Origin of the sequence: Hymenobacter sp. B81 (assembly GCF_044628455.1) — a bacterium.
Classification (GTDB): Bacteria; Bacteroidota; Bacteroidia; order Cytophagales; family Hymenobacteraceae; genus Solirubrum.
The window spans coordinates 1,706,283-1,731,187 of the sequence record NZ_JBIYZW010000001.1 but is presented as its reverse complement, the minus strand read 5'-3'; the positions used below and the strand labels follow the sequence as shown (position 1 = coordinate 1,731,187).

Here is a 24,905-nt window from a genome sequence, read left to right as displayed (position 1 = left end):
CGTAAAGGTGGCGCTCCACCCGGCGGCGGGGCCATGATTAATTTCAGCAAAAACGGTGATTAATGCCCGGCGGCTAGAGCTGGCCGGGCGCAAACAGGGCGCGCCGCAGGCCCGGGTCGCGCCGGTACACGTCGGGGTAGAAGACCAGCTCGCCGCTCTGGGCCGCGCAGGTGGCGTAGCGAATGTGCAGGGGCAGGGGCCGCCGCAGGCGCACGTCGCGGGGACGGGGCTGCCGGGCGCACTCGGCTTCGCTGGGTAGCTCCACGGGCCGGCCTTCGCGGCGCAGCAGGTAGGCAGCCAGCTCCATCGGCTGCTCGAGCCGGATGCAGCCGTGGCTGAAGGCGCGCTCGGGCTGCTCAAAGAACTGCCGCAGGGGCGTGTCGTGCAGGTACACCGCGTAGGGGTTGGCGAAGCGAAACACGATGTTGCCCAGGGCGTTGTCGCAGCCCGCCGACTGACGGAAGGAGTAGGCGAAATTCTCCGGCGTAACCGGCTGCCAGTTGATCTGGTGCGGGTTCAGCGGGCGGCCCCGGGTGTCGTAGAGGCTGTAGTTGTTGCGGGCCAGGTAGCCCGGGTCGCGCTTGAGCCAGGTGAGCAGCTCGCGGCTGGCAATGGAGCGCGGTACGTACCAGTCGGGGGCGAGGGTGAAGTGGGTGATGCGGCTGCTGAGTGTGGGCGTGGGCGTTTCGGCTTCGCCCACAATCACCCGGTGGCGGCGCATCAGGCTGTCGGCGGCTATTACCTGCAGCTCGAAGGCGGGCAGGTTGATGAGCACGTATTCCTCGTCGGCCAGCGCATCCCAGCGCCAGCGCTCCAGGTTCAGGGCCGCCAGCTCGTAGCGGGGCCGGCGGGCCGCCGCCGAGTCGGCCGGGGTGGCCCGCAGCCAGCGGGCCAGGGCCTGTTGCAGCTGCCGGTACTCGCGGTTGGCCGGCTGGCACCCTGCGGGCAGCTGGTCCAGGCGGCCGGCCGTCAGTGCCTCCCGCAGCACTTGTTCGGGCCGAAACGGCTGCCCGGCAGCCCGCTCCCGGGCCGAGGCAGTGTAAGTCCGCAGCCGCCCGCGGTGCAAATCGAGCAGGAAGCGCAGCAGCCCGTCGCTCAGGTACAGCTCCAGCCGGGCCTGGGTGGCGGCGCGCCGCTCGGCCGGCAGGGCCGGGCGGGCCAGGGAGTCGCGCAGGGCCTGGAGGCGAAGCCAGTGGTAGGCAGCGCGGGGCAGGCCGTGCTCGGGCGCCCGGGCCAGCAGGATCAGGGCATCGTGGGCGGCGCGGCTCAGGCTGTCGGCGGGCTGGGTCCAGAGCGGTTGCGCCGGGCTGCCGTACAGGGCATACACCGCCGCTCCGGCCTGCAGGCCCCATTTTTCGGTGGTGGCGGCCGCCCCGGCCCCGGTGGTGTCGAGCAGGGCGCGCAGCCGCAGGGCTACCGGCTCGGCAGCTTGCCGGGTGGTGGTCGGCGCAACCGATGCGTATTCGGCGGCGGGAGCTTCGCGGCGGCCGGCGCAGAACTGGGCCGCCAGCAGCAAGCCCAGGCTCAAAGCAATCAGCAGCAGGCGCACAGGGGGAGAAACAAGGGGCAGGAGAGGTGGCTAGGGTTGCGCAAGGGGCGCGGCTTCGGCCGGGTACAGCTCGCTGGGAGCGGGCTGCTGCTGGGCCCAGGCGTCGAGGTTTTCGACGGTGGTGGCGGCGATGTTGCTCAGGGCCTCGTGGGTGAGAAAAGCCTGGTGGCCGGTTACCAGCACGTTGGGCAAGGTCAGCAGCTCGGCCAGCACGGGGTCGGCGGCGGGCTGCTGGGAATGGTCGTAGAAAAACAGGCCCTTTTCGTGCTCGTACACGTCGAGGCCCAGGTAGCCCAGCCGACCGGCGCGCAAAGCGGCCAGCGCGGCGCGGGTGTCGAGGGTGCCGCCGCGGCCGGTGTTGATGAGCATGGCGCCGGGCTTGCAGGCGGCCAGCTGCTCGGCACCCAGCAGGTGGCGGGTGGCGGGCGTGAGCGGGGCGTGCAGGGAAATGATGTCGGCATGGGCGCACAGCTCGGCCAGCGGCACGTAGCGCAGCCCGTAGCGGTGGATCAGCGCGGCGTCGGGCTGCACGTCGTAGCCCAGCAGCTGGCAGCCGAAGCCGTGCAGGATGCCGGCCAGCACCCCGCCAATGCGCCCGCAGCCGATGATGCCCACTGTTTTGCCGTGCAGGTCGAAGCCCACCAGCTGCTGGTCAAGGCGGAAGTTGAAGCGGCGCAGCTGCTCGTCGGCGCGGCGCAGCTGGCGGTTCAGGGCCAGCATCAGCGCCACGGCGTGCTCGGCAATGGCGTAGGGCGAATATTCGGGCACGTTGGCCACGCGCAGGCCCAGGCGCTGGGCGGCGGCCAGGTCCACCTGGTCGTGGCCGGCGGCGCGCACGGCCACGCCGCGCACGCCCAGCTCGGCGAGGCGCGCCAGCACCGGCGCCGAGGCGTCGTCGTTGGTGAACACGGCCACGGCCTCGCTGCCGGCGGCCCGCTCGGCGGTAGCCAGGGTCAGGGCCTCCTCCACGAAGTGCAGGCGGTGGCGGCCCGCGGCGGCGGCGCTCAGAAAATCAGGCTCGAAGGCAAAGGTGCTGTAGACGGTGACGTGCATGGAAAGGCGTTGAGGGAGGTGCCGGCTGAAGGTATGCCAAGTCGGGCCAGGACCGGGCGCATCGGCTCCGCCACGCCGCAAGTATAGCGGCCCCCCGGCCGCCAAAACATGACGTATGTCAGCGGAAAAACCAACCTTGCGCAGCTCACTCCGGCCGCCGTTGCCGCAAGCGTTGCTGCCCATGACTGCCTCCCTGCTCATTCTTACCGACTTTTTTCACACCGCCAACCGCGCCCTGCGCTACGCCGCCGGGCTGGCCGCGCCGCTGCGCGCCCGCCTCGTGCTGCTGCACGTGCGCCCCGAGCTGCCCGACGACGGCGCCGGCGAAGGCGAGCTGTCGAACCTGAACGAGGAGGCCGTGCGCCTGGCCCTGGGCTGCCTGGCCGACGATTTGGCCGTGCCGGCCGCGGTGGAAGTGGGGCGCGGCAGCGTGGCGGCTGCCGTGGCCGACAGCGTGCGCCGTCACCACCCGGCCCTGGTGGTGCTGGGGCGCAGCCACCCGCGGCCCGACGCGGCCGAGCCGGTGGTAGCCACTTCGCTGGAGCTGCTGCGCACGGCGGCCTACCCCATGCTGGTGGTGCCCCACGAGGTAGTGGCCGCGCACCCGCCGCGCCGGGTGCTGCTGGCCGCCGACGGCGACGCGTTTACCCTGGGCGAGCACGCCGGCACGGCCCGGCACCTGCTCAACAGCCTGCGCGCCGAGCTGACGGTGCTCGGCGTGGGCCGCACGGAGCCGGAAGCAGCCCTGGACCGAGCCCTCGAATCGGTGGCCCGCACCGGCCTCACCATCGATCTGCCGCCGATGCGGGGCCGCGCTGCGGTGGCCGCCGACGTGGCCGAGGGCATTCTGCAGGCGGCCCGCGGCGGCGAGTACGAGCTGCTGGTGCTGGTGGCGCGGCGCCGCAGCTTCTGGGGGCAGCTGTTTCACCGCAGCGTGACGGCCCGGGTACTGCTGGGCAGCCCGCTGCCGGTGCTGCTGCTGCCGGCCCAGGAATAAAAGCAACGGCCCGCTCCAAAACCGGGCGGGCCGTTGGGGCTGGCTGCCAAGGGGCCGGGCTACAGCACCGACAGGCTGGAATTCTGGCGCATGCGGTACTCAAACATGGTGGCGATGTTGTGGGCCTTCTGCCGGGCTTCCTCGGCCTTGGGCCCCTGGAAGTGCTCGTCGAGGTTCTGGTAAAACAGCTCCAGCCAGCGCCGGAAGTGGGTGGCGTCGATGGGCAGGGGCAGGTGCTTGGGGAAGGGACGACCCTTGTAGCGTGCCGTGCCCAGCAGCACCGAGCTCCAGAAGTCGTACATGATGGGCAGGTGGGCGGGCCAATGCACCCGGGCAATGGCGTTGAACACCGGCCCGAGCAGGGCATCCTGGTTGACTTTGTCGTAGAATCGGTCAACCAGGGTGCGGATGTCGGCTTCGGTGGCAATGTCGGGCCGCGGGGTGGGGGAGGCAGGCATAGGCGCGGGTAGCAAAAGGCGGGGAAGGTTAGGCGGCGAAGCTGGCGGTGGCGGCGTGGGCGGCCCGGCGCCGGGCCATGCGCAGGGCCCAGCTGAACGCCAGAACGCCGGTGGTGAGCAGGGCCGCGAACTTGCTCAGCTCCAGCACCACGTACGTGAGGTGCTGCGAGTCGGGCGGGTTGGGCGAGCCGGCCAGCAGAGCCGCGGCGCGGGCGTCGAGGGCGGGCAGCAGCCACAGCGTCTGGGCCGAGAGAATGAGCACGGCCGTGAGCAGCGTCAGCCACACCCGCGAAGGTACGCCCAGCAACCCGGCCGCGAGCAGGGCCACCACGCTCAGCATCAGCTCTACCTTATTGAGGGCCTGGAACACGATGCGCCCGATGCCCACGCCCAGCTCAGTGGTGATGTGTGGGGCGGTGAACTTGAGCGGGGCCTCCAGAAAGGAGATGCCCGCCACCATGCCCGCCCACAGAAACAAACTGAGCACGAGCAGCAACGACAGGGTGGAATGAGCAGGGCGCATGGCGCGGGAAAGCTGAAAGGGAAAACCAGGAGCGGGGCGGATCAGCCGCCCAACACCGCAAAGGTGCGGCTTGGTTCGCCCGCGGGGCCTGACGAGGATCAGGCCGGGAGCTGACGTTGGTCAGCTTTTGGCGGGCGCCGCGGGCGGAATTTTGCGGTACCCATCAACTGAGCCCGCCGCGTGAAAGCCACCGCCGAACTGCCCGCCACCCACACCGCCTGCGCCCACTGCGGCGACGACTGCCCCGCGCAGCCGGTGCGCCTGGCCGCCCGGCCCGAGCTGGCGTTCTGCTGCCAGGGCTGCAAGGCCGTGTACGAGCTGCTCGACGCCAACCAGCTCTGCACCTACTACCGCCTCGACGCCCACCCCGGCCAGAAGGTGAAGGAGGTGGAGCTGCCCGGCCGCTTCGACTACCTCGACTCGGCCGCGGTGCAGGCCCAGCTGCTGAGCTTCCGCTCCGACGCGCTGGCCCGCGTGACGCTGGCCCTGCCCCAGATGCACTGCGCCTCCTGCATCTATTTGCTCGAAAACCTCTACAAGCTCGACGCGGGCGTGGCGGAGTCGCGGGTGAACTTCCTGCGCAAGGAAATCAGCATCAGCTACCTGCCCGGGCAAACCTCGCTCAAGGCCCTGGTGAAGCTGCTCGCGGCCCTGGGCTACGAGCCGCAGATTACCCTGGCCGAGCTGGGCGCCGCCCCGCGCCCGGTGAGCCGCCGCCTCTACTACCAGCTGGGGCTGGCCGGCTTCTGCTTCGGCAACGTGATGCTGCTGGCCTTCCCCGACTACCTGGCCCTCACCGGCGAGCTAGCCCACGAGTTCGGCCGCTTCTTCGGCTACATCAGCTTGCTGCTGGCCTTGCCGGTGCTGCTCTTCAGCGCCCAGGACTTCTACCGCTCGGCCTGGGCCGGGCTGCGCCAGCGCTACATCAACCTCGACTTTCCCATCAGCCTGGGCCTCACGGCCCTGTTTGCGGTGAGCGGCTTCGAGGTGCTGAGCCAGCGCGGCCCCGGCTACCTCGACTCGTTTACCGGGCTGGTGTTTTTCATGCTCATCGGCAAGTGGGTGCAGCAGCGCACCTACGACGCGCTGCGCTTCGACCGCGACTTCACGTCCTACTTCCCCGTGGCCGTGACGCTGCTCACCAAAGAGGGCGAGCAATCGGTGTCGGTGAAGGAGCTGCGGGTGGGCCACCGCATCCGGGTGCGCAACCAGGAAGTGGTGCCCGCCGACGCCATGCTGCTGCGCGGCGCCGGCCAGATCGACTACTCCTTCGTGTCGGGCGAGTCGGTGCCGGTGGCCAAGGTGGCCGGCGAGCTGGTGTACGCCGGGGGCCGGCAGTGCGGTGAGGCCGTGGAGCTGGAAGTGGTGCGCGAGGTGTCGCAGGGCTACCTCACCCAGCTCTGGAACAACCCCGCCTTCGGCAAAACCGGGTCGGCCAGCCTCGAAACCTACGCCAACCGGGTGGGCCGCTACTTCGTGGCCGCCACCCTGCTCATTGCCGCCGGCGCGGTGCTCTACTGGTACCCGCGCGATGAGCAGATGATGTGGCGGGCCTTCACCTCGGTGCTGGTCATTGCCTGCCCCTGCGCCCTGTCGCTGGCCACGCCCTTCGCCCTGGGCAGCGCCCTCACCGTGTTTGGCCGCTGGAAGTTCTACCTGAAAAACCCCGCCGTGGCCGAGGTGCTGGGCCGCGCCACCACCATCGTGTTCGACAAAACCGGCACGCTCACCGACGTGAAGCGCTCGGAAGTACACTACCACGGCGCCCCGCTCACGGCCGCGCAGCAGCGGGCCCTGGCCGCCGTGGTGGCCCAGAGCACCCACCCGCTGAGCCAGCGCCTGGCCCAGGAACTACCCGCCCCGGCCGGCACGGTGCTCGACTTCCGCGAAGTGCCCGGCCAGGGCCTGTGCGGCGTGGTCGGCGGGCTGGAAGTAAAAGTAGGTTCGGCGGCATTCGTGGGGCAGGTAACGGCCCCGGCGGCGCCCGGCGGCGCCTCCGACACCACCGCCCAGCTGCAGTCGCGGGTGTACGTGCGCCTGGGCCACGAGCCGGCGGGCTGCTACGTGCTGCGCAACGTGTACCGCCCCGAGCTGCGGCAGGTGCTCACCGACCTCGGTCAGCGCTACCAGCTGGCGGTGCTCTCGGGCGACAACGACGCCGAGCAGGCCCGCCTGCGCGAGCTGTTCGGCCCGCGGGCCGAGCTGCGCTTCCGCCAGTCGCCCCAGGACAAGCTCGACTACGTGGCTGCCTGCAAGGCCCGGGGCGAAACGGTGGTTATGGTGGGCGACGGCCTCAACGACGCCGGCGCCCTGCAGCAGGCCGACGCCGGCATTGCCCTCACCGACACGCTCAGCAACTTCTCGCCCGCCTGCGACGCCATTCTCGACGCCCGCAGCTTCGGCCAGCTCAGCACCTTCCTGCGCTTCTGCCAGGACAGCCTGCAGGTGGTGCTGGCCACCTTCGTGGTGTCGTTCGTGTACAACGGCATCGGGCTGGGACTGGCCGTGCAGGGCAAGTTTTCGCCCATCGTCTCGGCCATTCTGATGCCCGTCAGCTCGCTGAGCGTCATTTTGTTTGCCACGCTGCTGGTGCGGCTGGCCGCCCACCGGCGCAACCTCTGATTCATTCCCCGATCATGGAAATCATCTTCGCCCTCATCACCATCTCGCTCGTCGTGGCCGTGCTGTTTTTGCTGGCCTTCGTGTGGGCCGTGCGCGGCCGGCAGTACGACGACACCTACACGCCCGCGGTGCGCATGCTCTTCGACGAAACCGACGAGCCCAAGCCCGCCGACCAGTAGCCGGGCCGGTACGCAGCGCCCGGTCTGGTAGCGGCCGATGGTACGCTGCCAAGATGGTGCCACCGGGCTGCGCCTAGGGTGTTGCTATAGTGTCCCTATCCTTTCCCTATGCCCGACAGCCACTGCGCCGTCAGCGGGATTTAGCATTATTCGGGTAAGCGTGCCGCCCGCATGCGTGGAGCCGCGGGTCGGCCGACGCCGCGGGCGGGCAGTGGGGCAGGGGCGGGTCATCTTTTTGGGGCGGCGGGCCGTAGGGCAAAGGCAGCGGAGCCCATGCCCGCCCCACGCCATGCAACACCACCCCAAGACCACCGCCCTGCAGGATATTGCCCGCGTGACGCTGGGCACCTTTATGGTTGCGGCCGGCACCGGCCACCTTACCTTTCAGCGCCGCGAGTTCCAGGCCCAGGTGCCCGACTTCGTGCCGCTCGACAAAGACACCACGGTGCTGCTCTCGGGCGTGGTCGAAATCGGGCTGGGGGCAGCGCTGCTGCTGTGGCGGCGCGAGCGGGCGGTGCTGGGGCTGGCCCTGGGCGCGTTCTACGTGGCCGTGTTTCCCGGCAATGTGCATCAGTATACCCACCAGATCAGCGCCTTCGGCCTCGATACCGATGAAAAGCGTTTTGCCCGCTTGTTTGTGCAGCCCCTGCTGGTGGCCTGGGCCCTGTGGAGCACCGGCGCGCTCAAGGCCCTGCGCAACCGCCGCAAGTCGCGAAAAGCGAAATAGCGCAAGAAGGAGCGCAAATAGAACGTCATCCCAGGGGCGCAGCCGAAGGACCTGGCTCGCCCCCCGCACCAATCAACAAGCGCAGCCGCCCACGCTCTTTATCCAGGGTTTGGGGAGCTGCGCTTCTTGCTGTAAGCGGCGGCACTTTGCTGATAGCGGCGGTGCAGGAGACGAGGAAGGTCCTTCGCCTTTGGCTCAGGATGACGGGCGGGTTTTGTCAGCTGTGGCCTGGTCATGCGGTTTTCCCCGCCTAACCGTTCAGCTGGCGCCGTTCCGGGCCGCCCCGCTTCTGACATCAATCAGCGGGGGCTTCTGACTTTCGTCATCTTTTCCCGGGGCGCGGCGGAGGAGCTTTGTAACACTCCAAATAACCCCGTTTCGCGCCATGGCTGTGCTGGTCCAAGCGAAACCGCCCCAGGTCCTGGAAAAGGCCTCCCGCGCGGTTGACGCATTCTTTTACGACAACAAAATCGTCCGCGACTTCGGCATTGCCACCGTGTTCTGGGGCATTGCCGGCATGCTCATCGGCGTCATTGCGGCCTTTCAGCTGGCCCGGCCCGAGCTGAACATGGGCACGCCCTACACCACCTTCGGCCGCATCCGCCCGCTGCACACCAACGCCGTCATCTTCGCCTTCGTGGGCAACGGCATCTTCATGGGGGTGTACTACTCCCTGCAGCGCCTGTGCAAGGCCCGCATGTTTTCCGATCTGCTCAGCAAAATCCACTTTTGGGGCTGGCAGCTCATCATCGTCTCGGCCGTGGCCACGCTGCCGCTGGGCTACACCACCAGCAAGGAGTACGCCGAGCTGGAGTGGCCCATCGACATTGCCATTACGCTGATCTGGGTGGTGTTCGGCTGGAACATGTTCGGCACCATTGCCCGCCGCAAGGAAAAGCACCTGTACGTGGGCATCTGGTTCTACATCGCCACGTTCCTGACGGTGGCTGTGCTGCACATCGTCAACTCGGTAGCCCTGCCGGTATCGTTCCTCAAGAGCTACTCGGCCTACGCCGGGGTGCAGGACGCGCTGGTGCAGTGGTGGTACGGCCACAACGCGGTGGCCTTCTTCCTGACCACGCCCTACCTGGGCCTGATGTACTACTTCCTGCCCAAGGCCGCCGAGCGCCCAGTGTACTCGTACCGTCTGAGCATCATTCACTTCTGGTCGCTGATCTTCATCTACATCTGGGCCGGCCCGCACCATTTGCTCTACACCGCCCTGCCCGACTGGGCCCAGAGCCTGGGCGTGGTGTTCTCGGTGATGCTGATTGCGCCCTCCTGGGGCGGCATGATCAACGGCCTGCTCACCCTGCGCGGGGCCTGGGATAAGGTGCGCACCGAGCCGGTGCTCAAGTTCATGGTGGTGGCCATTACGGCCTACGGCATGGCCACCTTCGAGGGCCCGATGCTGAGCCTCAAGAACGTCAACGCCATTGCCCACTTCACCGACTGGATTGTGGCGCACGTGCACGTGGGCGCCCTGGGCTGGAACGGTTTCCTGACCTTCGCCGTGCTCTACTGGCTGTGGCCGCGCCTCTACAAAACCCCGCTGTTCTCGACCCGCCTGGCTAACACCCACTTCTGGCTCGGCACCCTGGGCATCCTGTTCTACGCCATTCCCATGTACTGGGCCGGCTTCACCCAGGGCCTGATGTGGAAGCAGTTCAACGACGAGGGCATGCTGCAGTACGCCAACTTCCTCGAAACCGTCCTGCAGATCGTGCCCATGTACTACCTGCGCGGCATTGGCGGGGTGCTCTACCTGAGCGGCGTGTTCCTGATGGTGTACAACCTCTACCAAACCGCCAAAGCCGGCGCCCTGGTGGCCGACGAGCCCTTCCACGCCCCGGCCGTGGCCATCGACAACGAGCACAGCCACGAAGGCGGCCACTGGCACCGCTGGATCGAGCGGCGCCCCGTGCAGCTCAGCATCTGGGCCACGGTAGCCATCCTGATCGGCGGCGCGGTGGAAATGGTGCCCACCTTCCTGATCAAGAGCAACGTGCCCACCATCGAGTCGGTGAAGCCCTACACCTCGCTGGAGCTGGAAGGCCGCGACCTGTACATCAAGGAAGGCTGCGTGAACTGCCACACCCAGATGGTGCGCCCCTTCCGCTCCGAGACCGAGCGCTACGGCGAGTACTCCAAAGCCGGCGAGTTCGTGTACGACCGTCCCTTCCTGTGGGGCAGCAAGCGCACCGGGCCCGACTTGCACCGCGTGGGCCAGAAGTACCCGCACTCCTGGCACTACAACCACATGCTCGACCCCACCAGCATGTCGCCCGGCTCCATCATGCCGCCCTACCCCTGGCTGTTCGAAAACGACCTCGACTACTCCGACCTGCCCGCCAAGATCAGCGCGTTGCGCCAGCTGGGCACGCCCTACCCGGCCGGCTACGAGCAGCAGGCCGTGGCCGACGCCCGCAAGCAGGCCGACGGCATCGTGGCCGAGCTGGCCAAGGAAGAGTTGCAGGTGAAATCCGATAAGGAAATCGTGGCCCTCATTGCCTACCTGCAACGCCTGGGCACCGACATCAAAGTGAAGGACGAGCAGGCCGCGGCCATGGCCGCCGCCGAGTAACCACCACCGCCCGGGCGGGGCGCCAGTTGCCACGCGTGCTGAGAACACTTTCCTCGGCGCTCCGCCCCCGGGCTACTCCCAGATCCAAAGTCATGTACAAGAACGTCCTCCAGGCCATTCAGGGCATCGAGATTTACCCGCTCATCTCGTTTGGCATCTTCTTCCTCTTTTTCCTCGGCCTGCTGGTGTACGTGGCCGTGGTCAGCCGCGAGCATATCCAGGCCATGAAACAGATTCCCCTGCACGCCGACGACGCCGCGGCCGCCGAAACGGAAGGAGGTGCGCTGTGCTAACCCGGACCTACTCCCTCGGGGCGCTGCTGGCGCTGACGGCCCTGCTCGCCGGCCCCGCCGCCCGGGCCCAGGAAGCCGCCGCGGCCACCGCGGCCCAGCCCGTTGCCCAAGCCGCCGCCGACCTTACCGGCATGCTCTGGCTGATGGGCGGCCTCACGGCCCTGATCATCTTCGTGCTGCTGATGCTGTTTGCGCTGCTCTGGCAGATGCGGCCGCTGCTGCGCAAGGTCTACGAGATTGAAACCATCCGCCACTCCTGGTACGGCCGCGCCCTGGGCCTGTTTCTGGGCGACACCACCGGCCTCACCGGCCAGTACAAGGAAGACGTGATGGCCGGCCACGACTACGACGGCATCACCGAGTACGACAACGACCTGCCGCCCTGGTGGAAGTACGGCTTCTACCTCACCATCGTGTTCGGCGTGGTGTACTTCGTGCACTTCCACGTGAGCGACACCGGCAGCCTGAGCGAGGCCGAGTATCAGCACGAAATGGCCGAAGCCGCGATGCTGGCCACCAAGCTGGGCGCCAACGACGACCCCAACAAGCCCACCGACTACCAGGTGCTGACGGCCGCCACCGACCTCGACGAGGGCAAGAAGCTGTTCGTGCAGAACTGCGCGGCCTGCCACGGCCAGGAGGGCGAAGGCAAAGTCGGCCCCAACCTCACCGACGAGTACTGGCTGTACGGCGGCGAAGTCAACAAGGTGTACAAAACCGTCAAGTTCGGCGTCACCAGCAAGGGCATGGTGGCCTGGAAGGGCAAGCTCTCCAGCAAGCAGATGCTGCAGGTGTCGTCGTACATCCTCAGCATTCAGGGCTCGAACCCGGCAGGCGCCAAGGCCCCGCAAGGGGAGAAGGAAGCCCCCGCCAAGCCCGTAGCCAAGCTGTAGAGCGGCCGCGCTGGGTGGTGCGCGCGCTACGGCCCGCCCGCGGTGGGTACTCCTTCCCCGCCGTTTGCCCCGAACGCCGCTTTGCAGCCTAGTCGTTCGGGCAAGCCGCAGGTTCCCACGCCGGCGGCGGGCTTTTGGGGCTGCCTTTGGGTGGCGGCAACGTGCCGCGACCCCGCCAGGGCCTGCTCCCAGTGGCCCGACGGAACGTGTAGTAAGCTTTAAACGCTGCCCCGGCGGGCGGTTGCCTCGCAGCCCCGCCCCCGAGCAGCCTTCCCCGATGAACCCCGTCGCCCCCAAACCCACCGCCGCCGAAAGCTTCCGCGACACTATCTCTACGATAGACGCCGAGGGCAAGCGCGTGTGGATCTACCCCAAAAAGCCCAGCGGCAAGCTCTACAACGCCCGCAAGTGGGTGAGCTACGGCCTGCTCACGCTGCTCTTTGCCGGCCCCTGGCTGCGCATAGGCGAGCTGCCGGTGCTCATGCTCAACGTGGTGGAGCGCAAGTTCATCATCCTGGGGCAGATCTTCTGGCCGCAGGACTTCTTTATCCTGCTGCTGGGCTTCATGGCTTTCATCCTGTTCATCATCCTCTTTACGGTGGTGTACGGCCGGATTTTCTGCGGCTGGGTGTGCCCGCAGACCATCTTCCTGGAAATGGTGTTCCGCCGCATCGAGTACTGGCTCGAAGGCGACGCGCCCCAGCAGAAAGCCCTCGACCGGGCCGACTGGACCTGGAACAAGATCTGGCGCAAAACCAGCAAGCACGCGCTGTTTCTGCTCATCTCCTTTCTGATTGCCAACACCTTCCTGGCCTACATCATCGGCACCGAGGCCCTGACGCGGATTGTGACCGACTCGCCACTGGAGCACCTGGGCGGCCTGAGCTCGATGGTGATTTTCACGGGGCTGTTCTACGCCGTGTTTGCCCGCTTCCGCGAACAGGTGTGCACCATTGCCTGCCCCTACGGCCGCCTGCAGGGCGTGATGCTGGATAAGAACACCATCACGGTGGCCTACGACTACGGCCGCGGCGAGCCGCGCGAGAAGCTGCGCAAAAACCAGGAGCGCCGGGCCGGCGACTGCATCGACTGCAAGCAGTGCGTGCAGGTGTGCCCCACGGGCATCGACATCCGCAACGGCGCCCAGCAAATGGAGTGCATCAACTGCACCGCTTGCATCGACGTGTGCAACTCCATCATGGACCTGATCAACAAGCCCCAGGGCCTGATTCGCTACGACTCGGAAGCGCACATCGAAGCCGGCACCAGGTTCCAGGTTACGGCCCGCATCAAGGCCTACACCGCGGTGCTGCTGCTGCTCGTGGGCGTGATGGCCGGGCTGCTGCTCACCCGCTCCAACGTGGAAGCTACCGTGCTGCGCACCCCGGGCCAGCTGTTCCAGAAAACCGGCCGCGGCACCGTCACCAACCTCTACAACATCTCCGTCATCAACAAAACCAACCAGGCCATGCCCCTGGAGCTGCGCGTGCTCGAGCCTGCCGCCGGCACGGTGAAGCTGGTGGGCCAGCGCGGCCTGCAGCTGCCCGCCCAGGGCAAGGCCGACGGCGTGTTCTTCGCCGAGCTGCCCCCGGCGGCCCTGCGCCAAACCAGCAACCAGATCCGCATCGGCGTGTACAGCGGCGGCCGGCTGATTACCGAGCAGCAAACCAAGTTCCTGGCCCCGCCCCAGTAAATCCCGTCGGTCCGTTTTCTCCTTTCTCCCGATTCCCATGCCTTCCCTCGTCGTGAACAAGCCCGCCCCGCAACGCAGCCTCTGGCCCTACGCCATCATTGCCACCTTCGTGCTGTTTGCTCTCTTTATCGGCTCGATGGTGAAGCAGGCCATGAGCAGCAGTGTGGACCTGGTGAGCAAGGACTACTACCGCCAGGAGCTGGAGCACCAGCAGCGCATGGAGGCCACGGCCCGCACCCGCGCCCTGGCCGCCGAGGCCGTGGTGCGCTACCAGGCCGCTGCCCACCAGCTGGAGGTGCAGCTGCCCGCCGCCCTGCAAGGCCAGGCCCTGAGCGGTACCGTGCAGTTTTTCCGGCCCTCCGACCAGACCCGCGACTTCAGCGTGCCCCTGCAGCCCGACGCCGACCTGCGCCAGGTGCTGAGCACCGCCCGTCTGCAGCCCGGCTACTGGCGGGTGCGCCTCGACTTCAGCGCCGACGGCCAGCGCTATTTCGTGGAGCAAAACGTCACCATCCCCAACTGATTTTCGTCATGGTTCCCCGCGGCGGCGCCAACGAACTTGCCCTTCGTTAGCGCCGCCGCCGCGTTTGGGCCCCGCCACCATACCGGCCACCCGCCAGCTGCCCAACAGCTACTCCCTCATCGGCCATTCAGCCTATTCCTCTATCAGCCCATTGCCCACATCAGGCCATTACCCACATCCCGCACATTCATCACATTACCCACATTCATCACATTAACAAATGCTCTGGGCTGGTTTGGTATTTGGGTTTCTGGGTAGCTTCCACTGCGTGGGCATGTGCGGCGCCATTGCGCTGGCGCTGCCCGGCGCGGGCCAGCCCCGCGGCCGCTACCTGCTGGGCCGGCTGCTCTACAACCTGGGGCGCGTGAGCACCTACGCCGGGCTGGGCGCGCTGGCCGGGCTGCTGGGCCAGTCGCTGCGGCTGGCGGGCTGGCAGCAGGGCCTCTCCATTGCCTCGGGCCTGCTGATTCTGCTGCTGGTGGCCGTGCCCGGGCGCTACAGCGGCCGCGTCGCCGCCCGGCTGGGCCTCGACCGGGGACTGGCCCGGGTAAAGCAGGCGCTGGCGTACTTTTTTCAGCAGCCCACCTACCGCGCCCTCTACCTGACCGGCGTGCTCAACGGCCTGCTGCCCTGCGGCCTGGTGTACCTGGCCCTGGCCGGGGCCATCAGCGCGCCGGGCGCGGCGGGCGGTGCGGCCTACATGGCCCTGTTTGGTCTGGGCACGCTGCCCTTGATGCTGGCTCTCTCGCTCACGGGGCAGCTGGTGCCGCTGCTCTGGCGGGGCCGCCTGCGCCGCGCCGTGCCGGTGGTAGCCTCCGTCATGGCGGTGCTGTTCATCGTGCGCGGGCTGGGCCTGGGCATTCCCTACCTGAGTCCGCGCCCCGCGGCTCCGGCCGCCGCCACCGTCGGCCGGCCCGCCGCCATTACCCAGTGCCACTAACGTTTTTCCGTCGGCTTCTCCCGCCCTCCCGCATGCAGACCATCCTCGTTCCCCTGGACCTGACCGCCGCCACCGAGCACACCGTGGTGTACGCCAACAAGCTGGCCGTGCGGCTACACGCCGAAGTGGTGCTGCTCTACTGCCACCCCGGCGCCGAACTCACCGCCGCGGCCGAAGCCGGCTTCCGGCAGCGGCTTTCCATCCTGGCCGAGCGCCTGCGCTACGTGCAGCTGGTGCGCCAGGACGGCCGCCGCATCCGCTACCGCTTCGTGGTGCGCGCGGGCTGTTTGCACGACCACGTGCCGGCCGTCATCGGCGAGGTAGGGGCCGATTTGCTGGTGCTGGCGCTGGAGCACACCGACTGCGGCGAGCAGGCCCCCGACGGCAACCACGCCGTGCGCATCGCCGAGCAGGCACCCTGCCCGGTGCTGGTGGTGCCGGCCGGCCCGCGGCCTCTGCCCAGCCGGCTGGTGTTCACCACCGATTTCGGCCACGTCGATGCGGCAGCGCTGCCGCTGCTGGGCGAGCTGGCCCACAGCCTGCGGGCGCAGCTGAACCTGGTGCACTTCTACCGGCGCCTCGATTTGCCGGGGCTTATCAGCGTGAAGCGCGGCCTGCGCGACACCCGCGAAGCCCTGGCGGGCGTGCCCGTCGACTGCAAGCTGGTGCTCGAGGACGATCCGCTGGAAGGCATCGGCGAGTTCTGCGCCCGCATTGGCGCCCAGCTGCTGGTGTACGCGCCCGCCGAAACCGGCCCGCTGCGCCGCTTTTTCGACGTGTGCTACACCAAAACCGACGCCTACCACACCCGCATTCCGGTGCTGGTGCTGCCCCGGCCCGCCGCGCCGGCCGAAGCATTCTGCTGCCAGCGCTGCGCCCAGCAGGCGCACCCGGTTGCCCTGGCCGAAGCGGTTTAGCGGAGTTTCTGGCAAGGCGCCGGGACGGGAGAAGGGCCCGGCGCCTTTCAACCCGGCTTCACTCGCGCAACGGCAGCGACCTGCGCCACGCCAATCCTGGCAGGGCGGGCGGAGCTTTCCGGCCCGACGCTTCCCGGGGGCCGCCGCTCCGCCGGCTTGTTTTCGGCCAGACAACGGTACGCTGGGCGAAACTCGCCAGTGCCTTTTCCCGCAGACATTAGGACGAGTTGCCGGAAACGATAGGACAACTTCCCGAAAAGACCGCAGTCTTTTTCCCAGGATGCCAGGTCGAGTCGTGGGAAAGGTCCCGTCGCTTCGGCCCGAGGCGGCCGGCTTTTCGCCTAAACGCCGGCCGCCTACCAGTTGGCGCGGCGCAGCTTCTCGGGCTGCAGCACCCGGATGCCCTTGCCGCTGAGCTCGATCAGGCCGTCCTGCTTGAACTCGCTCAGGGTGCGAATCAGCGACTCGGGCGCGGTGCCCACCACGGCGGCCATGTCGTCGCGGGAGAGCTGAATGGCGGCCCCGGCTTCGGCGGCGGCGCTTTGCTGCTCGTGCATGCGCAGCAGCGTGTCGGCCACGCGCTTGCGGATGGAGTTGTAGGCCATGCCCAGCAGCTGCTGCTCCCGCTCGCTCACGCGCCCGGCCAGCAGCCGAATGAAGTGCTGGCCCACCTCGGGGTTGCGCAGCAGCAGCTGGCTGAAGTCGTCGCGGGGAATGTACACCAGCACCGAGTCGTCGACGGCCACGGCCGAGTCGCTGTGGCGGGTTTGCTCGAGCAAGGCCAGGTAGCCGAAGAACTCGCCGGGCTGGTAGAGGCCGGTAATGAGCTCCTTGCCGCCCGGCGTGGTCTTGATGGTTTTCACCCGCCCCGACTTGACGAAGTACACCCGGGTGGGCTCGTCGCCCTCGGAGTAGATTTCCTGCTTTTTGCGCACGGAGTGCTCCTTGCGGTCGGCCGAGAGGCCCTGCAGGTTGCCCACGGCGCGGGCATCTTCCAGAAACTCGTGCAGGCCGTCCTGCTGCAGGTCGTAGTCGGCGCGCAGCTGGCGGAAGCGGCTCAGGCGGCTGGTGATGGCGCGCAGCAGCTCGGCCTCGTCGAAGGGCTTGGTCAGGTAGTCGTCGGCGCCCAGCTCCATGCCGCGGCGCTGGTCGGCGCGCTCGGTTTTGGCCGTCAGGAAGATGAAGGGCACGCCCGCGAGCTGGGCGTTCTGGCTGAAGATCTGCAGCACGCCGTAACCGTCGAGCACCGGCATCATGATGTCGCAGATGACCAGGTCGGGGCGGCGGGCCAGGGCCTGCGCCACGCCCAGCTTGCCGTTTTCGGCCGTGAGCACCTCGTAGCCGGCCAGCTCCAGAATCTCGGCGGTGTTTTCGCGAATCAGGTCGTTGTCCTCAATCAGCAGGATGGTCTTCATAGGGAATGTCGATGGTGACGGTAGTGCCGTGGTTTAGCTCGCTGCGCAGGGCAATGGTGCCGCCCATCAGCTCCAGGTACTTGGCAATGATATACAGCCCGAGGCCGGTGCCGGGCACGTTGGTGACGTTGCGGGCCCGGAAAAACCGCTCGAACAAGTGCTCCTGGTCTTCGGGCGAGATGCCTACGCCCTGGTCCTGCACCGTGAGCGAGAGCCGCCCCCCGGCGCAGGCGGCCTGCACCGTCACCCGCGAGTTTTCGCCCGAGTACTTAATGGCGTTGGAGAGCAGGTTCACCAGGATTTTGCGCAGCAGCGAGGGGTCGAGGCGCACCGGGGCGGGGCAGTTTATGTCGCGCACAATGGTCTGGCCGGCTTTCAGCAAGCCCTGCACGTCGGCAATGGTGTCGGCCAGCAGCGCGCCCAGCTCCAGGGCCACGGGCCGGGCCTCAATCTTGCCTTCCTCGATCTTGCCCACCGAGAGAAACTCCTCCAGAATGTCGTTGAGGTGGTTGACGGAGGTGCGAATGCGCTGCAGGTGCTTGAGGCGCTTGTCCTGCTGGTCGCTGCCGGGGTATTTCTCGATGAGCGTGGCCGAGGTGAGCACGGCGGTGAGCGGGGTGCGAAACTCGTGCGAGGCCATGCTCACGAAGCGCGACTTCAGCTCGCCCAGCTCCTGCTCGACGGCCAGGGCCTGGGCCAGCTCCTCGGTGCGCTGCTCCAGCTGCTCGAGGGTGTTGAGCAGGGCGTGGGTGCGCTCGGCTACTTTCTGCTCCAGGTCGGCGTTGAGGCGCTCCACGCGCTGGCGCTCGGCAATCAGCTCCCGCTCGGCTTCCTTCTTGTAGGTGATGTCGAGCACGTACGACACCACGTACAGCTCGTCGCCGAGGTGAAAGTAGCTCAGGCTGACTTCCACCGGAAACACCGAGCCATCCTTGCGCTGGGCCTGCAAATCGCCGCGGTGGGCGCCCATGGCCCGCACCGAGGGCTGGGCGTTGTAGCTCTCGCGCAGGCGCTGGTGGTGGGGGCTGATGGCGCCGGGCACCAGCACCTCGATGCGCTGGCCCGGCAGCTCGCCCGCGCCGTAGCCGAAGAGCTGCTCCGAAAGGCGGTTGGCTGATACGATGGTGCCCTGGCGGTTGCACACGATGATGCCGATGGTGGCGTTGGCCACGATGGCCTCGAAGCGCCGCTCGCTCTGGGCCAGCTCGCGCTCGGCCTGCTGCAGGCGGCCCTGCTCGCGCAGGCGCACCAGAAAGTAGGGGCGCTCCTGGGCCTGGAAGTAGGTCAGCTCCAGGTAGGCGCCCAGGTCGGGGCCGGCGGGGCGCACCACGCACACCTCGCCCTCGTAGCGGCCGGCGCGGCGGGCTTCGGCCAGCAGCTCGGGCCAGGGTTGACCGGCGGCCGTGCGCAGCTGCCAGGGCCCAGTGGCCTCGGCCGCCGCCCCCAGCAGCTGCTGCCCCGCCGGGTTCACGCGCACAAACTGCTCCTGCGCCCCGTCGTAGATGCCGATAAACTCCTGGGCCTGGTTGATCAGGATGTCGGTCAGGGCGAGGGTGTAGGGGTGGTGGCTGGGCATGCGGGACAGGGGAAAGCGCGGGCGTTACGGGCCTCAAACTTCGGATTTCCCGGCCCGCCTGACAAGCATTACGTCGGCGGGCTGACGAATGTCATGGGACGGGGGCGGGGAAGCGGGCAATTTTACGGCAGGAAAAGTACCCCAACCATGCTGATGTCCCTCGTTCCTGCTTCCCAACCGATGCTGCCGGCCCCCGACCCGGCCATGCTGCTGGTGCTGCTGCCGCCGGTGGCCGGTGGCGAAGGCCGGGCCCAGCTGCTGGCCGTCAACACCCTGCTCGACGGGCTGCAGGGGCGCCTGGGGGCCGCCATCCGCGTCCTGAAAATCAACGAAGCCAGCCATCCGGCTGTGGTGCGCAGCTTCCGGGCTCCCCAGCTGCCGGCCTTCGTGCTGGTGCAGCAGGGCATTGAGCTGTGGCGCCAGCAGGGCCTGCCCGAGGGCGAAGACCTGGCCGGGCTGCTGCTGAGCAAGCTGCGCCCCGCCGAGGCGCCCGTGCCCGAGGTGAGCTAGCGCGCTACCCCAGCAGGCGCGGGCTATTCAATACACACCTTACGTTAGGTTGCCCGGCGCCACTCAATTGGTGCCGAGCGGGCGGGCGGCGGCGGAATTTTCCAGGCGGGGGTAACAGTCAGTTTGGCTGGGGCTTACTGCGCGGGCGCTCAAAAAGCGGTGCCGCGGTTAAACTTTCCTCGGGGTTTGTTGGTAGTGAGTCCGTATTTGTACGTATCGGTGGCTGCTGCGCGAGTGGTCGTGTTCTGATGCCTATCCAATACCTTTGGCATTCCACGACCCCGACTACTGGCCCGCATGACCGATTTGCTGTTCGACGTCAACCTGCAACAGCTGCCGGATGACTTTCTGGCGGGGTCGTGGCGCATTGCCGACCGGGTGCTCAACCGCACCAACCCCGACAGCGCGCTGGCCCTGGCCACGCACTTGCAGCTGCAGGGGCAGGAAATGCGCTTGCAGCTGCCCGGGCAGGCCGAGGCCAGCGGGCACTGGTCGGTGCAGCGCGATGCCCTGCTGCAGCGGCCCTACCTGGAAATCAGCTTGGCCGAGGAAAGCACCCGTGCCCTGATTACCCGCCTGCGCCGTTCCGCCGACGGCCGCCAAAGCCTCCTCAACCTGTATTTCCTGTCGGGAATGGAGCTGCAGCTGGCCCAGTCCTGAGCTCAGCCGCCGTTTCCGTCATTTCTTACTCGCATGCTGAAGCCCGAAGAATCCCAGACCACCAGTTACGAACGCCTGCAAGCCGCGGTGGAAGCCGCGGGGGTGGGCACCTGGGACCTGAACCCGCTGACCGGCCAGCTGCTGTGGTCGGACCGCTGCAAGGAGCTGTTTGGCCTGGCGCCGGCCGAAGAAGTGGATTACCCGCGTTTTCTGCGCTGCCTGCACCCCGACGACCGCGCCCGCGTGGACGCCGTGGTGCAGCAGGCCCTGGACCCGCGCGGCACGGGCGCCTACGACGTGGAGTACCGCACCGTGGCCCCCGACGGGCAGCTGCGCCAGGTGCGCGCCACCGGCCGGGCCTATTTCGATTCGGCCCGCGCCCAGGCCCTGCGCTTCGTGGGCACCATTACCGACGTGAGCGACGCCAAGCGCCGCGACGACGAGTACCGGGCCGTGGTCGAGTTCATTCCGCAGATGGTGTGGCTGACCGACCCGGCCGGCTTCCACACGTTTTTCAACCAGCGCTGGATCGACTACACGGGCTACACCGTGGAGCAAAGCCAGGGCACCGAAATGTGGAACAACCTGCTGCACCCCGACGACCAGGAGCGGGCACGGCAGATCTGGAGCCAGTGCCTGGCCAGCGGCAACGACTACGAAATTGAGTACCGCTTTAAGGGCAAGGCTGGTGACTACCGCTGGTTTCTGGGCTTGGCCCGGCCCATTCGCAACTCCGAGGGGGAAATCGTGCAGTGGTTTGGCACCTGCACCGATATTCACGAGCAGCGCGAATCGGAGGACGCGCTGCGCCGCAGTGAGCAGCGCTATGTGCTGGCGTCGCTGGCCACCAACGACGCCATCTGGGACTGGGACCTGGAAACCAACTCCGTGGGCTGGAATCCGGCCATCTACCGGGTATTCGGGTACGCTCCCGAGCAGGTAGAGCCCACCGCGCAGTGGTGGTACGACCACCTGCACCCCGACGACGCCGAGCGGGTGGTACACGGCATTCACGCCGCCATCGACAGCGGGCAGGCGGCCTGGCACGACGAGTATCGCTACCGCCGCGCCGATGGCTCGTATGCCCAGGTCCTGGACCGCGGCCACGTGGCCCACAACGCCGAGGGCAAGGCCGTGCGCATGATCGGGGCCATGCAGGACGTGACCGAGCAGCGCCGGGCCGAAGCTGCCCTGCGCGAGCGGGAAGAGCAGTTTACCGCCCTGGCCGACAACATGGCCCAGCTGGCCTGGATGACCGACGCCACTGGCTACATCCACTGGTACAACCAGCGCTGGTACGACTACACCGGTACCACGCCCGAGCAGGTGCAGGGCTGGGGCTGGCAGCAGGTGCATCACCCCAGCTACCTGGAGGCGGTAACCACCAAGTTTGAGGAACACTTGGCCGCCGGCCAGCCCTGGGAAGACACTTTTCCGCTGCGGGGGCGGGACGGCGAATACCGTTGGTTTTTGTCGCGGGCGCAACCCATCCGCAACGAGCAGGGGCAGGTGGTACGCTGGTTTGGCACCAATACCGACGTGACCGAGCAAAAGCAGCTGCACGAGCAGCTCGAGCGCGCCTACGCCGACCTGGAAGCCAAGATAACTTTCCGCACCCTGGAACTGGAGCACCAGGTGCAGGAGCTGCGCCGCCAGCTCGAGCAGCGCTAATACCGCCGGGAAATAGCCGTTTCGGCAGTCCAACTAAGCGGCATCGGGGCTGCTGATGCGTACCCGTAGCTGCTGCTCGGGCGCTGCGGCCAGGCTGCGCGCCAGCCCCAGCTGCCGCACCTGCACGCGGGGCAGCTCGCGGTAGGGCAGCGTCACCTCAAACTCTTGGGCGAAGGGAAACGGCGCGAGTTGCACGCGGTCGGGCGCCAGCCAGGCGGCCTGCAGCAGCTGGTGGCCGGTGTGGGCGAAGAAATCGGAACCTGGAATTCCCGCGCGGTACCAGGGGTGCTCAGCGGCCTTACTGGCACCCGGCTCGTTCAGGCACAGGTACAACGACAGCCGGTCGCAGAACTTAAGCAGCTGCAGGTGATACTCCAGGGCGTCTTCGGCCGGGCCAGGAGTGAGGTCGAGCCAGGTTTTCAGCCGCTGCTGCCGCCGCTGCTCGTGGGCCAGGAATTCGGCCGCGGCGCCGGGCTCGGCGGGGTTGAAAAAGTCGGCGTAGTGGCGGCTGCAGAGCAGCCCGGCGTAGGGGGCCAGCGCCTCCACCTCGTCGAGGCCGGCGCGGTAGTGCACCAGCTTGGGCGAAGTCGGAAAGTCGAGAAAAGAGTAGGGCGCCTGGGTTTCAGAGTTCCAGAACGGCGCCGCGTCGAGGGGCTGCCAGCCCCGGTCGTGCTCGTGAATGGCCAGCAGCACGTCGGCCCGCCGCGCCGGGGCCGGGAAGTGCGCCCGGGGCCAGTGCTCGGCCAGCCGGCCCGATGCGCGGGCGTGGTCGGTCTGGGTCAGGTACACGAAGCTGCTGGGCGTAGCGCGTACAATCATCGGCGTGGACTACAGGTCGGGAAGTTCGGCGCCAGCTCACCAAAAACGAACAACCAGCTAAATCAGCCGATCAGGGGTGATGGGCAGCTCGCGGATGCGCCGGCCGGTGGCGTTGAAGATGGCGTTGGCAATGGCCGGGGCCACGCCGATGATGGCAATTTCGCCGATGCCCTTGGTACCCATGGGGTCCACCAGCAGATCGGGCTTGTCGATGAACACCACCTCGATGGGCGGCGCGTCGGCGTGCACGGGCACGTGGTACTCGGCCAGGTCCTTGGTCACGTAGCGGCCGAAGCGGTGGTCCATCACGGCGCCCTCGGTCAGGGCCATGCCGATGCCGCCCACGGCCCCGCCAATCATCTGGCTGCCGGCGGTTTTGCGGTTGGCAATGGTGCCCGCGTCGGCGCACGACACCATTTTCGATACCCGCACCTCGCCGGTGAGGGCGTGCACCCGTACCTGGGCAAAGTGCACCGAAAACGAGTACATGGAGTACTGCTGCCGCTCGTTGCCAGGCTTGGCCTCGGCCACCACTTCCACTTCCTGCCCGTTGTTCTGGCGCACGAGGTCGGCGTAGCTGAGCCGGGCTGCGGGGTTGCTGGTCAGTGTCAACTCCCGGGCGTCCAAGCGCAGCTCCTCGGGCTTGGCCGCGGCGAAGGCCGCACCGGCCAGCTGCTGCAACTTCTTCCGCAGCTCGGCGCAGGCCGCCACCACCGCCGAGCCCACGCTGGCCACCGTAGCCGAGCCGCCCTGCGAGGGAGCCTCGGGAAACGTGGAGTTGCCCAGCTCGAAGCTCACGCGCTCGGCTGGCAAGCCCAGCGCGTCGGCGGCAATCTGCACCATCACCGTGCCGGTGCCCGGGCCGATGTCGGTGGTGGCGCTTTGCAGGCGCACGTGGCCGTTGGCCAGCAGGCGGGCCCGGGCCTTGGCACCGCGGCGGTTGGCCCCGAACGTGCCCACGCCCATGCCGTAGCCCACCAGCCAGTCGCCCTCGCGCACCGTGCCGGGCTTGAGTTGCCGCTGAGTCCAGCCAATGCGCTCGGCGCCCAGCTGCATGCACTCCCGCAGGTACTTGGTCGACCAGGGCTTGCCGTTGTCGGGGTCGCGGTCGGCGTAGTTGCGCAGGCGCAGCTCAATGGGGTCGAGGTCCAGCAAGTGGGCCAGCTCGTCGAGGGCCGACTCCAGGGCGAAGGCGCCGGTGGCCTCGCCCGGGCCGCGCATCCAGATGGGCGTGCTCACGTCGAGGCCCAGGATGCGGTAGCGGGTCGACACGTTGGGGCAGGTGTACATCATGCGCGTCTGCTGCAGGGTCGACTCGGTAAACTCCTCGTAGCTCGAGGTTTGCCCCACCGACTCGTGGGTGATGCCCACCAGCTTGCCGGCCCGCGTGGCCCCGATGCCGATGCGCTGCCAGGTGTAGGGCCGGTAGCCAACCATGGTGAACATCTGCTCGCGGGTGAGCATCAGCTTCACGGGCCGGTTGGTAACCTTGGCACCCATGATGGCCGCCGTTTCGTGGGGCCAGTTGTGCAGGCCGTTGCCGAAGGCCCCGCCCACGAAGGTGGCAATAACCTTCACGTTGTCTTCGGGCAGGCCCCAGTCCTTGGCGAAGGCCCGCTGCGTGCCCTTCACCGCCTGCACCTTGTCGTACACCGTGAGCCGGTCGGGGGCTTCCCAGTGCGCCGTGATGCTTTGCAGTTCCATGGGGTGGTGCATTTCAGAAGTGTGCACGTACTCGGCTTCCAGCTTTACCGGGGCGGTCTGGTAGCCGTCTTTCTGGCCCCGGTCGTAGTCGTTCTGGGCCGACTTGGGGTTGCGCTTGGCCTGGGTGGGCAGAAAGCCGCGGCTGCGGTTGGCGTCGAAGTCGGTGCGGTGCTCCTCGGGCGCGTACTGCACCCGCACCAGCCGCGCCGCGTAGCGGGCCCGCTCCAGGGTGTCGGCCACCACCAGGGCCACGGGCTGGTCGTTGAAGTAAATCCGCTCGTCGTAGAACACGCGCAGGGGCTGGCCAATGGCTGGCGGCTCGTCGGGGTTGGTTTTGGCGGCGTAGCCCGGCACCTTGGGCGCGTTCAGGTGGGTGAGCACGGCCAGCACGCCCGGGGCCCGCTCGGCGGCCTTGGTATCGATGCTGCGAATGCGGCCCTTGGCAATGGTGCTGCCCACCAGAAAGCCGTGCACCAGCCCCGGCAGCTGGTATTCGGCCGAGTACCGCGCCGCGCCGGTTACTTTCAGCCGCCCGTCGACGCGGCTCAGCGGGTCACCCATCAGCGGGCCATCGGCCGGTAAAACTTGCTCGTTCATGG

The 24,905-nt window shown here is 67.8% G+C and carries 22 protein-coding genes; 14 read left to right on the top strand and 8 right to left on the bottom strand.

Going from position 1 to position 24,905, the window contains the following annotated elements; translation table 11 throughout:
- Window positions 1–73 precede the first annotated feature (73 nt).
- Together ACE191_RS07650 and ACE191_RS07645 are read right to left on the bottom strand one after the other, a co-directional pair.
- Window positions 74–1,549 carry a L,D-transpeptidase family protein gene (locus ACE191_RS07650; protein WP_400191602.1) on the bottom strand — a complete coding sequence of 492 codons (1,476 nt, stop codon included), beginning with the start codon at window positions 1,547–1,549 and terminating at the stop codon, window positions 74–76.
- 30 nt (window positions 1,550–1,579) lie between these two features.
- Window positions 1,580–2,602: a 2-hydroxyacid dehydrogenase gene (locus ACE191_RS07645; protein ID WP_400191601.1), complete on the bottom strand. Its 1,023-nt coding sequence runs from the start codon at window positions 2,600–2,602 to the stop codon at window positions 1,580–1,582.
- Between the two features lie 181 nt (window positions 2,603–2,783).
- Here ACE191_RS07645 and ACE191_RS07640 point away from each other — a divergent pair, with 181 nt between their 5' ends.
- Entirely contained in the window at window positions 2,784–3,599 is an 816-nt protein-coding gene (locus tag ACE191_RS07640; RefSeq protein ID WP_400191600.1) for a universal stress protein, read from the top strand.
- A gap of 59 nt (window positions 3,600–3,658) precedes the next feature.
- Here ACE191_RS07640 and ACE191_RS07635 read toward each other — a convergent pair whose 3' ends face one another.
- Together ACE191_RS07635 and ACE191_RS07630 are read right to left on the bottom strand one after the other, a co-directional pair.
- On the bottom strand, window positions 3,659–4,057 hold the full coding sequence (locus ACE191_RS07635; protein ID WP_400191599.1) for a group III truncated hemoglobin: 399 nt from the start codon (window positions 4,055–4,057) through the stop codon (window positions 3,659–3,661).
- Between the two features lie 28 nt (window positions 4,058–4,085).
- A complete protein-coding gene (locus ACE191_RS07630) occupies window positions 4,086–4,580 on the bottom strand; it encodes a hypothetical protein (RefSeq protein ID WP_400191598.1) in 495 nt (164 codons plus the stop codon).
- A 180-nt stretch (window positions 4,581–4,760) separates the two neighbouring features.
- Here ACE191_RS07630 and ACE191_RS07625 point away from each other — a divergent pair, with 180 nt between their 5' ends.
- The 10 genes from ACE191_RS07625 to ACE191_RS07580 all read left to right on the top strand — a co-directional run bounded on the left by ACE191_RS07625 (window position 4,761) and on the right by ACE191_RS07580 (window position 15,951).
- Complete coding sequence (locus ACE191_RS07625; RefSeq protein WP_400191597.1) at window positions 4,761–7,202, top strand: heavy metal translocating P-type ATPase; 2,442 nt, start codon at window positions 4,761–4,763, stop codon at window positions 7,200–7,202.
- 14 nt (window positions 7,203–7,216) lie between these two features.
- Window positions 7,217–7,381, top strand: coding sequence for a cbb3-type cytochrome oxidase assembly protein CcoS (gene ccoS, locus ACE191_RS07620; protein WP_400191596.1), 165 nt, complete (start codon window positions 7,217–7,219; stop codon window positions 7,379–7,381).
- 289 nt (window positions 7,382–7,670) lie between these two features.
- A complete protein-coding gene (locus tag ACE191_RS07615) occupies window positions 7,671–8,108 on the top strand; it encodes a hypothetical protein (protein ID WP_400191595.1) in 438 nt (145 codons plus the stop codon).
- A gap of 385 nt (window positions 8,109–8,493) precedes the next feature.
- Window positions 8,494–10,692: a cytochrome-c oxidase, cbb3-type subunit I gene (ccoN, locus tag ACE191_RS07610; RefSeq protein ID WP_400191594.1), complete on the top strand. Its 2,199-nt coding sequence runs from the start codon at window positions 8,494–8,496 to the stop codon at window positions 10,690–10,692.
- A 92-nt stretch (window positions 10,693–10,784) separates the two neighbouring features.
- Entirely contained in the window at window positions 10,785–10,985 is a 201-nt protein-coding gene (locus ACE191_RS07605) for a hypothetical protein (RefSeq protein WP_400191593.1), read from the top strand.
- Complete coding sequence (locus ACE191_RS07600; RefSeq protein WP_400191592.1) at window positions 10,979–11,878, top strand: cbb3-type cytochrome c oxidase N-terminal domain-containing protein; 900 nt, start codon at window positions 10,979–10,981, stop codon at window positions 11,876–11,878. Before ACE191_RS07605 ends, ACE191_RS07600 begins: the two co-directional genes overlap by 7 nt.
- 277 nt (window positions 11,879–12,155) lie before the next feature.
- A complete protein-coding gene (ccoG, locus tag ACE191_RS07595; protein WP_400191591.1) occupies window positions 12,156–13,571 on the top strand; it encodes a cytochrome c oxidase accessory protein CcoG in 1,416 nt (471 codons plus the stop codon).
- Between the two features lie 37 nt (window positions 13,572–13,608).
- Window positions 13,609–14,094, top strand: coding sequence for a FixH family protein (locus tag ACE191_RS07590; RefSeq protein ID WP_400191590.1), 486 nt, complete (start codon window positions 13,609–13,611; stop codon window positions 14,092–14,094).
- A 220-nt stretch (window positions 14,095–14,314) separates the two neighbouring features.
- The gene (locus ACE191_RS07585) at window positions 14,315–15,034 is read left to right on the top strand and encodes a sulfite exporter TauE/SafE family protein (protein ID WP_400191589.1); all 720 of its coding nucleotides are present in this window, start codon (window positions 14,315–14,317) and stop codon (window positions 15,032–15,034) included.
- Window positions 15,035–15,066: 32 nt separating this feature from the next.
- Window positions 15,067–15,951 (top strand): universal stress protein, encoded by an 885-nt coding sequence (locus tag ACE191_RS07580; protein WP_400191588.1) that lies wholly within the window; start codon window positions 15,067–15,069, stop codon window positions 15,949–15,951.
- Window positions 15,952–16,307: 356 nt separating this feature from the next.
- Here the strand turns inward: ACE191_RS07580 and ACE191_RS07575 are convergent, their stop codons facing one another.
- Entirely contained in the window at window positions 16,308–17,366 is a 1,059-nt protein-coding gene (locus ACE191_RS07575; RefSeq protein ID WP_400191587.1) for a response regulator, read from the bottom strand.
- Window positions 17,344–18,942: an ATP-binding protein gene (locus ACE191_RS07570; RefSeq protein ID WP_400191586.1), complete on the bottom strand. Its 1,599-nt coding sequence runs from the start codon at window positions 18,940–18,942 to the stop codon at window positions 17,344–17,346. The genes ACE191_RS07575 and ACE191_RS07570 overlap by 23 nt, the downstream gene beginning before the upstream one ends.
- A gap of 153 nt (window positions 18,943–19,095) precedes the next feature.
- Between ACE191_RS07570 and ACE191_RS07565 the strand changes: the two genes are divergently transcribed.
- From ACE191_RS07565 to ACE191_RS07555, 3 genes are all read left to right on the top strand, one after another.
- Window positions 19,096–19,452 (top strand): thioredoxin, encoded by a 357-nt coding sequence (locus tag ACE191_RS07565; RefSeq protein ID WP_400191585.1) that lies wholly within the window; start codon window positions 19,096–19,098, stop codon window positions 19,450–19,452.
- A 297-nt stretch (window positions 19,453–19,749) separates the two neighbouring features.
- On the top strand, window positions 19,750–20,112 hold the full coding sequence (locus ACE191_RS07560) for a hypothetical protein (RefSeq protein WP_400191584.1): 363 nt from the start codon (window positions 19,750–19,752) through the stop codon (window positions 20,110–20,112).
- Between the two features lie 33 nt (window positions 20,113–20,145).
- The gene (locus ACE191_RS07555; protein WP_400191583.1) at window positions 20,146–21,783 is read left to right on the top strand and encodes a PAS domain-containing protein; all 1,638 of its coding nucleotides are present in this window, start codon (window positions 20,146–20,148) and stop codon (window positions 21,781–21,783) included.
- A 33-nt stretch (window positions 21,784–21,816) separates the two neighbouring features.
- Here ACE191_RS07555 and ACE191_RS07550 read toward each other — a convergent pair whose 3' ends face one another.
- Complete coding sequence (locus ACE191_RS07550; protein ID WP_400191582.1) at window positions 21,817–22,602, bottom strand: DUF3891 family protein; 786 nt, start codon at window positions 22,600–22,602, stop codon at window positions 21,817–21,819.
- A 57-nt stretch (window positions 22,603–22,659) separates the two neighbouring features.
- The gene (locus ACE191_RS07545; RefSeq protein WP_400191581.1) at window positions 22,660–24,903 is read right to left on the bottom strand and encodes a xanthine dehydrogenase family protein molybdopterin-binding subunit; all 2,244 of its coding nucleotides are present in this window, start codon (window positions 24,901–24,903) and stop codon (window positions 22,660–22,662) included.
- Window positions 24,904–24,905 lie beyond the last annotated feature (2 nt).